General features: G+C 68.7%; 12 protein-coding genes. 5 read left to right on the plus strand and 7 right to left on the minus strand.

The genetic code is table 11. The annotated features are described in order from the left end of the window. Positions 1-120 precede the first annotated feature (120 nt). Positions 121-867 carry a 4-hydroxy-tetrahydrodipicolinate reductase gene (dapB, locus tag BJ980_RS05015; protein ID WP_343047898.1) on the minus strand — a complete coding sequence of 249 codons (747 nt, stop codon included), beginning with the start codon at positions 865-867 and terminating at the stop codon, positions 121-123. Between the two features lie 92 nt (positions 868-959). Between dapB and BJ980_RS05020 the strand changes: the two genes are divergently transcribed. From BJ980_RS05020 to BJ980_RS05030, 3 genes are all read left to right on the plus strand, one after another. Next, a complete protein-coding gene (locus BJ980_RS05020; RefSeq protein ID WP_179501278.1) occupies positions 960-1,475 on the plus strand; it encodes a class I SAM-dependent methyltransferase in 516 nt (171 codons plus the stop codon). A 61-nt stretch (positions 1,476-1,536) separates the two neighbouring features. Beyond that, positions 1,537-2,121 (plus strand): sigma factor-like helix-turn-helix DNA-binding protein, encoded by a 585-nt coding sequence (locus BJ980_RS05025; protein ID WP_179501279.1) that lies wholly within the window; start codon positions 1,537-1,539, stop codon positions 2,119-2,121. A gap of 18 nt (positions 2,122-2,139) precedes the next feature. Then, positions 2,140-2,673 (plus strand): hypothetical protein, encoded by a 534-nt coding sequence (locus BJ980_RS05030; RefSeq protein ID WP_179501280.1) that lies wholly within the window; start codon positions 2,140-2,142, stop codon positions 2,671-2,673. Positions 2,674-2,698: 25 nt separating this feature from the next. On the opposite strand, the gene BJ980_RS05035 is transcribed toward BJ980_RS05030, so the two are convergent. The 5 genes from BJ980_RS05035 to BJ980_RS05055 all read right to left on the minus strand — a co-directional run bounded on the left by BJ980_RS05035 (position 2,699) and on the right by BJ980_RS05055 (position 10,497). After that, a complete protein-coding gene (locus tag BJ980_RS05035) occupies positions 2,699-4,060 on the minus strand; it encodes an insulinase family protein (RefSeq protein WP_179501281.1) in 1,362 nt (453 codons plus the stop codon). Positions 4,061-4,062: 2 nt separating this feature from the next. Then, the gene (locus BJ980_RS05040) at positions 4,063-6,339 is read right to left on the minus strand and encodes a polyribonucleotide nucleotidyltransferase (RefSeq protein WP_179501282.1); all 2,277 of its coding nucleotides are present in this window, start codon (positions 6,337-6,339) and stop codon (positions 4,063-4,065) included. A gap of 321 nt (positions 6,340-6,660) precedes the next feature. Next, on the minus strand, positions 6,661-6,936 hold the full coding sequence (gene rpsO, locus BJ980_RS05045; protein ID WP_056676478.1) for a 30S ribosomal protein S15: 276 nt from the start codon (positions 6,934-6,936) through the stop codon (positions 6,661-6,663). A 126-nt stretch (positions 6,937-7,062) separates the two neighbouring features. Continuing rightward, positions 7,063-8,193 carry a hypothetical protein gene (locus BJ980_RS05050; RefSeq protein ID WP_179501283.1) on the minus strand — a complete coding sequence of 377 codons (1,131 nt, stop codon included), beginning with the start codon at positions 8,191-8,193 and terminating at the stop codon, positions 7,063-7,065. A gap of 138 nt (positions 8,194-8,331) precedes the next feature. Beyond that, positions 8,332-10,497: an MMPL family transporter gene (locus tag BJ980_RS05055; RefSeq protein WP_179501284.1), complete on the minus strand. Its 2,166-nt coding sequence runs from the start codon at positions 10,495-10,497 to the stop codon at positions 8,332-8,334. A 141-nt stretch (positions 10,498-10,638) separates the two neighbouring features. On the opposite strand from BJ980_RS05055, the gene BJ980_RS05060 reads away from it, so the two are divergent. After that, complete coding sequence (locus BJ980_RS05060; RefSeq protein ID WP_218855413.1) at positions 10,639-11,802, plus strand: sensor histidine kinase; 1,164 nt, start codon at positions 10,639-10,641, stop codon at positions 11,800-11,802. After that, positions 11,754-12,395: a LuxR C-terminal-related transcriptional regulator gene (locus BJ980_RS05065; protein WP_179501285.1), complete on the plus strand. Its 642-nt coding sequence runs from the start codon at positions 11,754-11,756 to the stop codon at positions 12,393-12,395. The genes BJ980_RS05060 and BJ980_RS05065 overlap by 49 nt, the downstream gene beginning before the upstream one ends. Before the next feature lie 26 nt (positions 12,396-12,421). Here the strand turns inward: BJ980_RS05065 and BJ980_RS05070 are convergent, their stop codons facing one another. Further along, positions 12,422-13,360: a bifunctional riboflavin kinase/FAD synthetase gene (locus BJ980_RS05070; protein WP_179501286.1), complete on the minus strand. Its 939-nt coding sequence runs from the start codon at positions 13,358-13,360 to the stop codon at positions 12,422-12,424. Between the last annotated feature and the right edge of the window lie 10 nt (positions 13,361-13,370).

Below are 13,370 nucleotides of genomic sequence, written 5' to 3' on the forward strand. Positions count from 1 at the left end.
GGTCTCCCTCCCCACTCGCGAGACTTTCACTACCCAGCGGTAACGGGAAGACCTGCGGCGTTGCAGGTTCTTGCAATGCGACAACATGCAAGTCCGAACGCTCGACGCCACCCGAAGCGATCAGTCCAGGTCGAGGAAGTTCTCCAGGCCCACGGTGAGCCCCGGGTGGTCGGCGATGTTGCGCAGCCCGGTGAGCACCCCGGGGGCGAACGAGGCCCGGTCCATGGAGTCGTGTCGGATGGTCAGGGTCTCCCCCGGGCCGCCCAGGATGACCTCCTGGTGGGCGACCATGCCGCGGATTCGCAACCCGTGCACGCGTACGCCGTCCACGTCGGCGCCCCGGGCGCCGTCCAGGCTCGTGGAGGTGGCGTCGGGCATCGGGGCCGACCCGGCCTCACGGCGTGCCGCCGCGATCAGCTCGGCCGTACGCCGGGCCGTTCCGGACGGGGCATCGGCCTTGTCCGGGTGGTGCAGCTCGATCACCTCGACCGAGTCGTAGAAGGGTGCGGCGATCGCCGAGAAGCGCATCATCAGGATCGCGCCGATGGAGAAGTTGGGTGCGATCAGTACGCCGGTCCCCGGCGAGGCCTCGAGCTGCCGACGCAGCTGGTCGAGCCGGGCCTCGTCGAAGCCCGTGGTGCCCACGACCGCGTGGATCCCGTTCTCGATGCAGAAAGCCAGGTTCGCCATCACCACGTCGGGGTGGGTGAAGTCCACGACGGCCTGCGCACCGGAGTCCACCAGGGCGCTGATGTCGTCACCTGCATCGAGCGCGGCCACGAGGGTGAACTCATCGGCCGCGTCGACCGCCTTGCACATTTCTGCGCCGACCTTGCCCTGCGCGCCGAGCACGCCGATCTTCGAAATCTCACCAGTCACGTGGCCAAACCTACGTGACACGCGGCGCCTTACGGGGAGGGCGCCTGACGGATGAACAGGGATAGTGGCAGTCTTGTGCCATGGCATTGCAGACGATTCCGGCGCGCATACGTTGGGCCGTGGAGGTCCTTGACGTCCAGCCGGCCGATCAAGTGCTTGAGATCGGGTGCGGTCAGGGGCAGGCAGCAGAGCTGATCTGCAGCCGACTCAAGACCGGCAAGCTTCTGGCCATCGACCGTTCCGAGTCCGGTGTGGACCGCACCAAGCGGCGTTGCGCGGAGTTCATCAGCGCGGGGCGACTGGCCGTGCGACACATCGATCTCGCCACGCTGCGGATCCCGGTCAAGCGCCTGGACAAGGTCTTCGCCTTCAACGTCAACCTGTTCTGGGTGCGCGACTGCCAGGACGAGCTGGCCCTGTTGCACGAACGCCTCTCCCCCGGTGGCGCGATCTTCCTGTTCTACGACGCATCCCGACCTGACCAGTTGCCGACCGCACTGGAGAAGGCCTCGGCCGCACTCGTCCAGGCCGGCTTCCGGGTCTCGGTCGTGGAGAGCAAGAGCCCCGCAGCGATCGGCCTCATTGGTCGTCGCTGACCTTGCTGAAGGTTATTTCCTGAAGTAGTCTCTTATCAGGTTATTTCCTGATGGAGGAAGAATGAAGGCCTGCGTCCTCACAGTCGACCAGCGGTCCAGTCGCACCACCAGCGACCTGGTCCCCGCTGCGGTCGACGAGTACGCCGCCGGCGCGCTGCTCCCCTTCGAGCGCACCGCGGGTGACGAGATCCAGGCCGTCTACACCGACCCCGGTGCCGCGGCAGCGGTGATCGAGAGGCTCCTGCGCAGCGATGCCTGGAACATCGGAATCGGCATCGGGGACGTCGAGGAGCCACTGCCGGCCACTGCCCGCGCCGGACGAGGCACGGCATACCTCCATGCCCGCGACGCCGTCACGCGGGCCAAGAACTCACCGGGCAAGATCGCCGTTGTCGGTCCCGACGACTACGTTTCGGGACAGCTGGAGACCGTGGCCTGGCTGTGGGCCGGACTGCTCAGCCGCCGTACGACGCGCGGGTGGGAGGTGGTCGACCTGGTCGCCGAGGGGTTGACCCACGTCGAGATCGCCGACCGACTCGGCATCAGCCAGTCCGCAGTCAGCCAGCGCGGTCGGGCCGCCGGCTTGATCGAGGGTGAGCGTGCCCACGAGCTGGTCGCCCAGATGCTGACAGACGACCTCGCCTGAGGTCCGCAGAGGAGAGCCATGGAAATCGTCGTCGTCGCCATCCTGGTGCTCACCGCTGCCGTCTCCATGGCTGGCTGGCGAACTCCCGGGCGCGGCCAGGTGGTGCTCGCCGTCGCACTCTTCGCGGGGCTCGGCGCCGCTGCCGCCCTGCTGGGCTTCGATGACCGCACGATCCCCGCTGGATCCGCCACGGTGGTCGACGTGGCGCTCCTGGGAATCCTGGCCGTCGGCGGCGGTGGAGTGATCACCACGAGCATCTTCCGACTCATCGACGGCACCCGTGACGCCGAGGAAGGCTCCATGCGCCAAGCCGGCGAGGTGCTGCGCGGCGGCGCCTGGATCGGTGGCCTCGAGCGGACGGCGGTCTTCGCCTCCGTCGTCGCCGCCTGGCCGAGCGGCCTGGCGATCATCCTGGCCCTCAAGGGGCTGGGCCGCTATGCCGAGCTGCGCAGCTCCACGCCGGGTGCCGCGGAACGATTCATCATCGGCACCTTCGCCAGCGTGCTCTGGGCGATCGCCTGCGCCGGCACGGCACTGCTCGCGATCGCCTGACGGCGAGCCCGCACGCGGGCCCCGGTCAGGGACCGACGACCGCGAGCACCTGCGGCTGGGCGAACAGCTCCGCGGCCAGCGTCTGGACGTCCTCGAGGGTCACGGCGTTGATCCGCGAGAGCACCTCGTCGATGCTGAGCAGCTCGTCGTGCACGAGCTCGGCCCTGCCGATCCGCGACATCCTGGATCCGGAGTCCTCGAGCCCGAGCACCAGCCCGCCGCACAGCTGCCCCTTGCCCCGCTGCAGCTCCTCGGCAGTGATGCCCTCGGCAGCCACCGAGGCGAGCTCGGCGCGGACCACCTCGAGCACCTCGTCGAGCTTCTCCGGCAGGCACCCCACGGAGACTCCGACCATCCCGGCGTCGCTGTAGTGACTGGCGAACGAGAAGACGGAGTAGGCCAGGCCGCGCCGTTCGCGGATCTCCTGGAAGAGCCGTGAGGATGTGCCACCACCGAGCGCGGTGTTGAGCACGCCGAGTGCGAACCGCCGCGTGTCGCTGCGGGTCATCCCGTTGACGCCGAGGACGACGTTGGCCTGCTCGAAGGGTCGCGAGATCGCGATCGATCCGGCGGACACCTTGCGGGACCTGTCGGTGATCTTGGGTGAGCGCGGCAGATCGTCGCCGGCGAGGAACTTGTTGCGCCCGAAGGCGGTCCGCACCTCACGGACCACGGAGGCGTGGTCCACGTTGCCGGCAACCGCGACGACCATGTTCGCTGCGCGGTAGTGGTGGCGGTAGAACCGGACGACCTGGGCCCGGGTGATCGAGCGGATCGACTCCTCGGTGCCCGCGATCGGCCGGCCCAGACGCGTGTCGCCGTAGGCCTGGGCGGCCCACAGGTTGTGGACCACGTCGTCGGGGTCGTCGTCGTGCATGGCGATCTCGTCGAGGATCACCTCGCGCTCGGCCTCCACGTCACCGTCGATGATCAGCGAGTTGGTGATCATGTCGCCGATGACGTCAACGGCGAGCGGCAGGTCGTGATCGAGAACCCGTGCGTGGAAGCAGGTGTACTCCTTGGCGGTGAAGGCGTTGAACTCACCGCCCACCTCGTCCAGGGCCACCGAGATGTCCATCGCGGACCGCTCCCGGGTGCCCTTGAAGAGCAGGTGCTCGAGGAAGTGCGAGGCGCCGTGCAGGGCAGGGGTCTCGTCGCGCGAACCGACGCCGACCCATACACCGATCGATGCGGAGCGCACTCCCGCCATCTGCTCGGTCACGACGCGCAGCCCGCCGGGCAGGACGGTACGGCGTACCCGTGAGGTCACCTGGCCGTCGTCGTCCTTGACGGTCAGCAGGGTCCGGGTGGAGCCGATCTTCTGGGGAACCGAAGACCGGCCAGCAGTTGCCTGCTGGCCGGTCCCGGTGTTGTTCGGTCGAGTCACACTCAGCCTTCGTCGACGCCCTCGGCCGGAGCCTCGGTCGCGTCCTCGGCGGAGTCCGCGGACTCGTCGACGACGGGGATCAGCGAGAGCTTGCCGCGGTCGTCGATCTCGGCGATCTGGACCTGGACCTTCTGGCCCACCGACAGGACGTCCTCGACGGCGTCGACGCGCTTGCCGCCGGCCAGCGAACGGAGCTTGCTGATGTGCAGCAGTCCGTCCTTGCCCGGGAGCAGCGAGACGAAGGCACCGAAGTTGGTCGTCTTCACGACCGTGCCGAGGTAGCGCTCGCCGACCTCGGGCATGGTCGGGTTGGCGATCGCGTTGACCATCGCACGAGCGGCCTCGGCCGCCTCGCCGTTGGTGGCACCGATGTAGACGGTGCCGTCGTCCTCGATCGACAGCGACGCGCCGGTGTCGTCCTGGATCTGGTTGATCACCTTGCCCTTCGGCCCGATGACCTCGCCGATCTTGTCGACCGGCACGCGCACGCTGATGATCCGCGGTGCGTGGATGGACATCTCCTCGGGGGTGTCGATGGCCTCGGCCATCACCTCGAGGATGGCCAGGCGAGCCTCACGGGCCTGGGTCAGCGCACCGGCCAGGACCTCGGCCGGGATGCCGTCGAGCTTGGTGTCGAGCTGGAGCGCGGTGACGAACTCCTTCGTTCCGGCGACCTTGAAGTCCATGTCACCGAAGGCGTCCTCGGCACCGAGGATGTCGGTCAGCGCGACATAGCGGGTCTCGCCGTCGACCTCGTCGGAGATGAGGCCCATGGCGATGCCGGCGACGGCAGCGCGCAGCGGGACACCGGCCTGGAGCAGCGACAGGGTCGAGGCGCAGACCGAGCCCATCGAGGTGGAGCCGTTGGAGCCCATGGCCTCGGAGAGCTGACGAATCGCGTAGGGGAACTCCTCGCGGCTCGGGAGGACGGGCAGCAGCGCACGACGTGCGAGTGCACCGTGGCCGACCTCGCGGCGCTTCGGGGAGCCGACGCGACCGGTCTCACCGGTGGAGAACGGCGGGAAGACGTACTTGTGCATGTAGCGGCGCGACTTCTCCGGGGAGAGCGTGTCGAGCTTCTGCTCAAGGGTCAGCATGTTCAGCGTGGTGACACCCAGGATCTGGGTCTCGCCGCGCTCGAAGAGCGCCGAGCCGTGGACCCGCGGGATGACGCCGGTCTCGGCGTGCAGCGGGCGGATGTCGGCCAGGCCGCGACCGTCGATGCGGATCTTGTCGCGCAGGACCTGCTGACGGATCAGCGACTTGGTCAGCGAGCGGAACGCCGCGCCGATCTCCTTCTCGCGACCCTCGAACTGGCCGCCGATCTTCTCGACCAGGTCAGCCTTGAGCAGGTCGAGCTGCTCGTCGCGCTCCTGCTTGCCGAGCACGCGCTCGCGCTTGCCGGAGATGCCGAACAGCTCGGCAGCGGCCTCGCCGACCTCAGCCTCGACGGCTGCGTAGACGTCGTCCTCGTAGTCGAGGAAGATCGGGAACTCCTGGACCGGCTTGGCGGCTTCCTTGGCAAGCTCGGCCTGTGCTGCGCAGAGCTGCTTGATGAACGGCTTCGACGCGTCGAGGCCCTGGGCCACGATCTCTTCGGTCGGTGCCTGTACGCCGTCCTGGATCAGGGTCCAGGCGCCCTCGGGCGCCTCGGCCTCGACCATCATGATGGCGACGTCACCGGAGTCGGTGACACGACCGGCGACAACCATGTCGAAGACCGCGGTCTCGAGCTGGCTGTGCGACGGGAAGGCAACCCACTGGCCCTCGATCAGGGCCACACGGACACCACCGACGGGGCCGGAGAACGGCAGGCCCGACAGCTGGGTGGAGAGCGACGCGGCGTTGATCGCGAGCACGTCGTAGGGCGCGTCCGGGTTGAGCGCCATCACGGTGATGACGACCTGGACCTCGTTGCGCAGACCCTTCTTGAAGGTCGGGCGCAGCGGGCGGTCGATCAGACGGCAGGTCAGGATCGCGTCCTCGCCGGGACGGCCTTCGCTGCGGAAGAACGAGCCGGGGATCTGGCCCGCGGCGTACATCCGCTCCTCGACGTCGATCGTCAGGGGGAAGAAGTCGAAGTGGTCCTTGGGGTGCTTGCCGGCCGTGGTGGCCGAGAGCAGCATCGTGTCGTCGTCGAGGTAGGCGGTCACCGATCCGGCGGCCTGCCGGGCGAGGAGCCCGGTCTCGAACTTGACGGTGCGGGTGCCGAACTTTCCGTTGTCGAGAACGGTTTCGACTGCGGAGATGACGGGTCCGTCCGCGTTGTTTTCGGTCAAGGGTTCAATCCCTGTTCTGTTCGCGGAGCGATCCGCGCACCAGCCTCGACTGAGCCCAAGGCCCACCGAGTGCGGTGCATCGAAGTGCTTCCCGCCTGTCTCGGTGTGATGTCACGGTGAGACTGGGGCCGGTCTTCGATCGAGGCCCGCAGAACAGATGTTCTGAAGGCCACTACCGAGGACCGGGCCGGACGTGGTGCGGGTCGCTCCTGGTGATGTTTCTTCGTATTCAGTTTGTGCTTGCGTGACCGACTCTAACGCCCGGGCACGACAAATGCGAAGGAGCGGCCACCCGTGGCGGGTGACCGCTCCTTCAACGGTTCAGCGACGCAGGCCGAGGCGCTCGACGATCGACCGGTAACGGTCGATCTCGGTCTTCTGCAGGTAGTTCAGCAGACGACGGCGCTGGCCGACGAGCAGCAGCAGACCACGACGACTGTGGTGGTCGTGCTTGTGCGTCTTGAGGTGCTCGGTCAGGTGCGAGATGCGGTGCGACAGAAGCGCGATCTGGACCTCGGGCGAACCGGTGTCGCCCTCCGACTTGCCGTATTCAGCGATGATCTTCTTCTTGGTCTCCGCGTCGGTACCGATAGACATCAGCGGGCTCCTTCCGTGTTCTCCGTTGCGCGGCGCTCCGGGGCGGTTCCCCGGGGCTCTCTCGATCCGCGGCCGTTGGACGGCATTCAGAGTCGTGCCCCTTTTCGGGGCAACCGAAGGAGATTATCAGCGGGGCTCGCGGTTCTCCCAATCCTGTGTTCCCGGCGGCCCGGACGCGGAGCCCGATGGCGACCGGGACCGGGACCGGGCGGCGACCAGGATCATGGACAGCAGCCCGAGACCGAGTCCGAGATAGACCCCCCAGTAGTAGCCGCCATCCAGGCTGGCTCGAAGGCTGTAGGCCCACCCGAAGACGGGACGATCGTCGACGAACTTTGCCTGGAGCGTCGCAGCGGAAGCCGTGACCACGGCGCCGACCCCCGTCCCCACGGCGATCGCCAGCCAGACCTGGAGCAGGACTCCCACGCCGGTGATGCCATGGCGCAAGCCGCGCCAGGTCAGCGCGAAGACGACCAGGGCGACGGCGACGAGGCCGAGCAGGAAGCCCGGGAGCCATCCCCAACTGCTCCGCACGTTGTCATTGATCAGTCCGGTCTGCCCCAGCGGCACGAGTCCTTGGAACACGAAGACGAACAGCGGGTTCTCGTGCTCGGAACCGAAGCGGGTTGATTCGCTGTCGAGGAACTCGCCCACGAGTGTGGACAGCACCAGCACCAAGACGCAGGCCATGGCAACCCCGCCCGCCAGCATCAGGGCGCCGGGTGCCTGCCGGGACCCCGCGCCCGGCCTCGAACCTGGGTGCGGCCTCCACAACGCCATCACGGCGAGCCCCACGAGCAACCCCACGAGGAAGCCCCAGTAGTAACCCTCGGCGAGCCCCCGGCGCATCCACAGCGCCAGGGTCTCGGAGCCCGAGCTCGGCACACCCGGCGCCGAGACCGCGAACGAGACCATCCCGGCAAGGCCTGCGCCGACACCGATCGCCAGCCAGGTCGAGACCAGCACGGCGAAGCGCGATCTGGCGGCAGCGATGCCCAGCGTTGCCACCCCGAGTGCCACCACCGCGAAGACCACCAGCCCGGCCAGGAACCCCAACATGGGACGCGCTCCCCCGAAGCTGTTGCCGAGGATCAGCCCGGTGTAGCCGAACGGGCCTGGGCCATGGAGGAACCAGGCGTAGAGGGGGTTCTCGAACTCCATGCTCACAAGCTCCCCATTCTTGCTGAGCAGCTCGATGGCCAAGGCCCGAACGACCAGGAGCACCATCGCCGCCCCCACGCCGATCGCCGCGAGCACGACGGCGGGCCTCGGGCCCGACTGCGCGCCACCAGGTTGACCAGCAGGTTGACCAGCGGGTGGGCCAGACGGTGGGAACGGCTGACTGGACATGGCTCCTCGATTCGCGCGATGGGGCCCGGTGGAGCATGGGCAGGCTCACCCTACGGCCACGACTGCTCTCTCCTCGATGACCTCGCCGACGGGGCGGTCAGGCCGGTTCGGCCACCAGGCGCGCTCACCGAGCAGGATCAGGATGGCCGGCAAGGCCACCAGCCGGATCAGCGTCGCGTCGACCAGGATCGCCACGGCCAGCCCGACACCCATCGTCTTCATCTCGATGAGCGACAGGACCGCGAAGATCGAGAACACCGAGACCATCACGGCGGCGGCACTCGTGACCACGCCCGCGGTGTCCGAGATCCCGCGGGCCACGGCAAGCCTGGTGGGCAGGCCCGAGGCGACCAGCTCGCGGACCCGACCGAGCACGAACACGTGATAGTCCATCGAGAGCCCGACCAGGATCACCATCACCAGCATCGGCAACCACTCCACGACATAGCCCGAGCTCTCGAAGCCGAGCAGCGACTCCCCCACTCCGCGTTGGAAGACCAGTGCCATCACCCCGAAGGCCACCCCGACCGAGGCCAAGTTGAGTGCGGTCGAGACCAGCGCGATCGGCACGCTGCGGAACGAGATCCCCATCATCACCGTGGTGAGCAGCAGGACTGCGCCCACCACGATCGGCAGGTAGGTCTCCATCCGGTTCAGCGTGTCCTCGTCGCTGGCGGCCAAGCCACCGACGGCGTGCTCGTCGACACCGTCGAGGTGGGCGGGGACCAGGTCCTCACGCAGCGTGTGCACGGCGTCGCGCACCTCGTCGGCGGTCTCCTCGAACGGGATGGCAAGGGTCAGGATCGCGGTGCGCCCGTCCGGCGAGGTGCGGATCGAGTCACCGTCCACCACGGCGAAGTCCGGACGACCCGCGGCTGCCCGCTCAAGTGCGGCGAGCCCGGCCCGGACCTCCTCGGGATCGCCGGTGGCGACCACCTCGGCAACCGGCCCCTCTCCGGGGAACTCGTCCTGCACGGCGAGCATGGTCCTCACTGCCGGGATCGAGTCAGGCAGGGTGTCGAGACCCGAGACGTGCATCTTCAGGCCGAAGGCGGGTGCGGCCAGCGCACACACGACCAGGCCGGAGGCCACCAGGGCCGCCACGGGGCGGCGTACGACGGGTGCCAGCACGCGGCGACTGATCCCGCCCTGGCCGAGGCGGGCGTTGAGCCGCCACAGCAGCGGGACCCGCGGACGGTCCACCCAGCGTCCGAGCGTGACCAGGAGTGCCGGAAGAACAGTGATCGAGCCGAGCACGGCGATCGCCACGACCAGGATCGAGCTCGCGGCGAGCGAGTTGAAGGTGGCACCGCCGATGATGAACAGCCCCGCCATCGATGCGATCACCGCTCCCCCGGACACGATGATCGAGTGCCCGGAGGTCTGCGCGGCGATCTGCACGGCGTCGCGGGTGCTGTGCCCCTTGGCCCGTTCCTCGCGCTCACGCTTGAGGTAGAACAGCGAGTAGTCGACGCCGACTGCCATGCCGATCAGCACGATCATGCTGCTCACGGTGTCCTCGGCGTGGATCAGGTGCGAGAGCGGTGCAGTGATCCCGATCGTCGCGGCGACGCTGCACAGGGCGAGCAGGACAGGGATCCCGGCCGCGATCAGGGCACCGAAGGCGACCAGCATCAGGACCAGGGTGACGGGGATCGAGATGCCCTCGGCCGTACGCAGGTCGTCACTGATGACCTCGCCGATGCCCTCCTGGAGGCTGGCATCACCGGTCTGCGCGATGTCCAGGCCCGGGTGGTCCTCGGCCACTCCCCGGGTGACGGCCCGCAGCGGCCCCACGTCGGCACTCTCACCGTCCTGGTCACGGGCCAGCTGGACCGCGACGAGAAGTGTCGTGCGGTCCTCGTTCCACTGCGGCTCGGCGACCGCCTCCACCTCGTTCAATCCCGCCATCGCCATGCGTACGTCGTCTGCCGCGGCGAGTCCGGCCTGGGCGTCCAGGTCGTCGGCGGTGATCAGCACGACCTCGGTTGCCGGCTCGTCGAGCCCGGCGTCCTCGACCATCTCCGCTGCGCGGCCGGACTCGCCGACCCGGTAGTCGGCATCCTGGGTGGTCTGCGTGGGGACCGCGAAGGCCAGGCCGACGGCGAAGGCGACCATCGCCAGCCAGCTGGCGATCGCCTTTGCGGGATGGGTGGCACTCCATCGGGCGGCGCGGATGGCGACGCCCGGGATCGGGTTGCGAGCTGGCATTGTCCTGGCTCCTCGTGGGTCGTGTGGTTGACGACCACGAGCCTTGTCCCTCGACACCGCCGGCGTCAGGGTGGGCAGACCCCTGGTGATGGTGGGCCCAGCACCACTGCCAGCGGCTGCGGAATCGGCAAGGATGGGGGCATGAGCGACTCCACCGGCCTGCCCACCGCGCCCGGTCCGTTGCGCCTGACCGGGTATGCCGCCCTGCAGGTGCTCCTCTTCCTGCCCGGGGTCCTGCTGCTGGTGCTCACCCTGGTCGGCGGTCTGCTCACCGTGGCCACCATCGGCATACCCCTGCTGTTGGCCGCGATGACGGGGGTCCGCTGGATCGCTGACCGGCACCGGACTCTGGCGGCGGCCACGCTGGGCCACCCGGTGCCGTCCGACCGCCTGCCCACCGAGGGGATGAAGCTGTTCCGGCGACTCGAGACCTGGGCCCGCGACCCGATGACCTGGCGAGAGCTGGGGTGGCTGCTGGTCTCCCCCATCCTCTTCCTCTTCTCGCTGCTCACCTGCCTGCTCCTCGTGCTGCTGGTGACGGGTGCGTTCTGGTGGTACGGCACCCCGCACATCATGAAGCTGCGGGCCAGCCTCGACCGGGCCTTCCTGAGCACCGGGCACACCGAGCGTCTCGAGCACCGGGTCGAGGTGCTGACCGAGTCGCGGGCGGCGAGCGTCGACCACTCCGCGACCGAGCTGCGCCGGATCGAGCGCGACCTGCACGATGGCGCCCAGGCCCGGCTGGTGGCGCTGGGGATGACCCTGGGCATGGCCGAGGAGCTCTTCACCACGGATCCGGACACGGCGTTGCGGATGATCGCGGAGGCCCGTGACACCACCGGGGCGGTGCTGGGTGACATCCGCGACGTGGTCCGGGGAATCCATCCGCCGGTACTCGCCGATCGTGGCCTGACCGGTGCCGTCGAGGCGCTGGCACTCGACATGGCCGTCCCGGTCCAGGTCACCACCACCCTCGCGGCACGGCCGCCGGCACCGGTCGAGTCCGCGGCCTACTTCGCCATCGCCGAGTGCTTGGCCAACATCGGCAAGCACGCGGACGCCGACCACGGGTGGGTCACCCTGACCTGGCGCGAGGGCACACTCGTCGCGGAGATCGGTGACGACGGCCGCGGCGGCGCAGATCCCGATTCCGGAACCGGCATCCGGGGCGTCATGCGGCGTCTGGCCGCGTTTGACGGCACGATGAGGGTGTCCAGTCCCCTGAGGGGCCCCACGATCATCACCCTGGAGATCCCGTGCGCCTTGTCGTCGCCGAGGACAACGCCCTCCTCCGAGACGGCCTGATCAGACTGCTCGAGGCCCACGACTTCACCGTCGTCGCCGCAGTCGACAATGCGGTCGCCCTGGGCACTGCGCTGGCCGAGCAGGACGCCGACGGTGCCGTGCTCGACGTACGCATGCCACCGACGTTCACCGACGAGGGCCTGAAGGCCGCGATCGACGCACGTGCCCAGCGACCCGGATTCCCGGTGATGGTGCTGTCGCAGTACGTCGAACAGCTCTATGCCCGCGAGCTGCTGGCCAGCGGGGAGGGTGCGGTCGGCTATCTGCTCAAGGACCGGGTCGCGCGGGTCTCGGAGTTCGTCGAGGGAGTACGCCGGGTGCTCGCCGGCGGCACCGTCATCGACCCGGAGGTGATCGCGACGATCATGGCCGGACGCAACCAGGAGCCGGTCGACCGACTCACCCCTCGAGAGCGGGACGTGCTCGCCCTGATGGCCGAGGGCCGTTCCAACACCGCGATCGCAGCCGCGCTGTTCGTCACCGAGAAGGCCGTCGCCAAGCACACCAACAGCATCTTCACCAAGCTCGACCTGCCCGTCGCACCCGACGACAACCGCCGAGTGCGCGCAGTGCTCGCCTGGTTGCGGATCTGACCCACGAGGTCAGTCCTCGCTGGCGCTCAGATCTCGAGGACCTCGCGCGTCCGTACGACGTCCTGGGTCATCGTCTCGATCAGCTTCTCGATGCCCTCGAAGCGAACCATGCCACGAAGCCGCTCGATGAAGGTCACCTCGACCTCGACTCCATAGAGCTCGAGGTCGGTGCGGTCCAGGACGTAGGACTCGACACGACGCTCGCGCTCACCGTCGAAGGTGGGGTTGGTGCCGACCGAGATCGCTGCGGGGAACACCTCGTCGCTGTCCAGGCGCCGGAGCCAGCCGGCATAGACGCCGTCGGCCGGAACCGAGCCACCCTCCAGCGTGGGCAGGTTGGCAGTCGGGAAGCCCAGCTCGCGGCCACGCTGGTCGCCGGTGACGACCGGTCCCCTGGCCGTGACCGGACGGCCCAGGGCCTCGGCGGCGCCGGTCACGTCGCCGGCGGCCAGGCAGGTGCGCACATAGGTGGAGGACCAGACCTGCGGTCCCCCGTCGAGCTCGATGCCCTCGGCGGTGAAGCCGCGCGAGGCACCCTCGGCCGACAGGGTGGCGACGTCACCGCGGGCGCGGTTGCCGAAGCGGAAGTTGGCACCGACCACGACGGCCTGGGCGTGCAGGGCGTCGACGAGGATCCGGTCGATGAACTCCAGCGGAGTCCACTCGGCGATCTCCCGGTCGAACGGGACCACCAGGACGTGGTCGACACCGTGCTCGGCCAGCAGCTCTGCGCGCTGCTCGACCGTGGTCAACATGCTCGGTGCGTGGTCGGGCCGCAGCACGGCCATCGGGTGCGGGTCGAAGGTGACCGCCACGACGGTGCTGCAGGAGACCTCGTCGGCGACCTCACGGGCACGACGTACGACGTGCTGGTGGCCCAGGTGGACCCCGTCGAAGTTGCCGATGGTCACCACGGTGCGACCGAGGTCGTCGGGCACCTCGGTCAGTGAACGCCAGATCTGCACGTCGGAAACT

Source organism: Nocardioides daedukensis, from assembly GCF_013408415.1.
In the GTDB taxonomy this organism is placed as follows: domain Bacteria; phylum Actinomycetota; class Actinomycetes; order Propionibacteriales; family Nocardioidaceae; genus Nocardioides; species Nocardioides daedukensis.

Coding starts and splice junctions, on each gene's coding strand:
- BJ980_RS05020 (WP_179501278.1), top strand. CDS start 960: ATGGCATTGCAGACGATTCCGGCGCGCATACGTTGGGCCGTGGAGGTC.
- BJ980_RS05025 (WP_179501279.1), top strand. CDS start 1,537: ATGAAGGCCTGCGTCCTCACAGTCGACCAGCGGTCCAGTCGCACCACC.
- BJ980_RS05030 (WP_179501280.1), top strand. CDS start 2,140: ATGGAAATCGTCGTCGTCGCCATCCTGGTGCTCACCGCTGCCGTCTCC.
- rpsO (WP_056676478.1), bottom strand. CDS start 6,936: ATGTCTATCGGTACCGACGCGGAGACCAAGAAGAAGATCATCGCTGAA.
- BJ980_RS05055 (WP_179501284.1), bottom strand. CDS start 10,497: ATGCCAGCTCGCAACCCGATCCCGGGCGTCGCCATCCGCGCCGCCCGA.
- BJ980_RS05060 (WP_218855413.1), top strand. CDS start 10,639: ATGAGCGACTCCACCGGCCTGCCCACCGCGCCCGGTCCGTTGCGCCTG.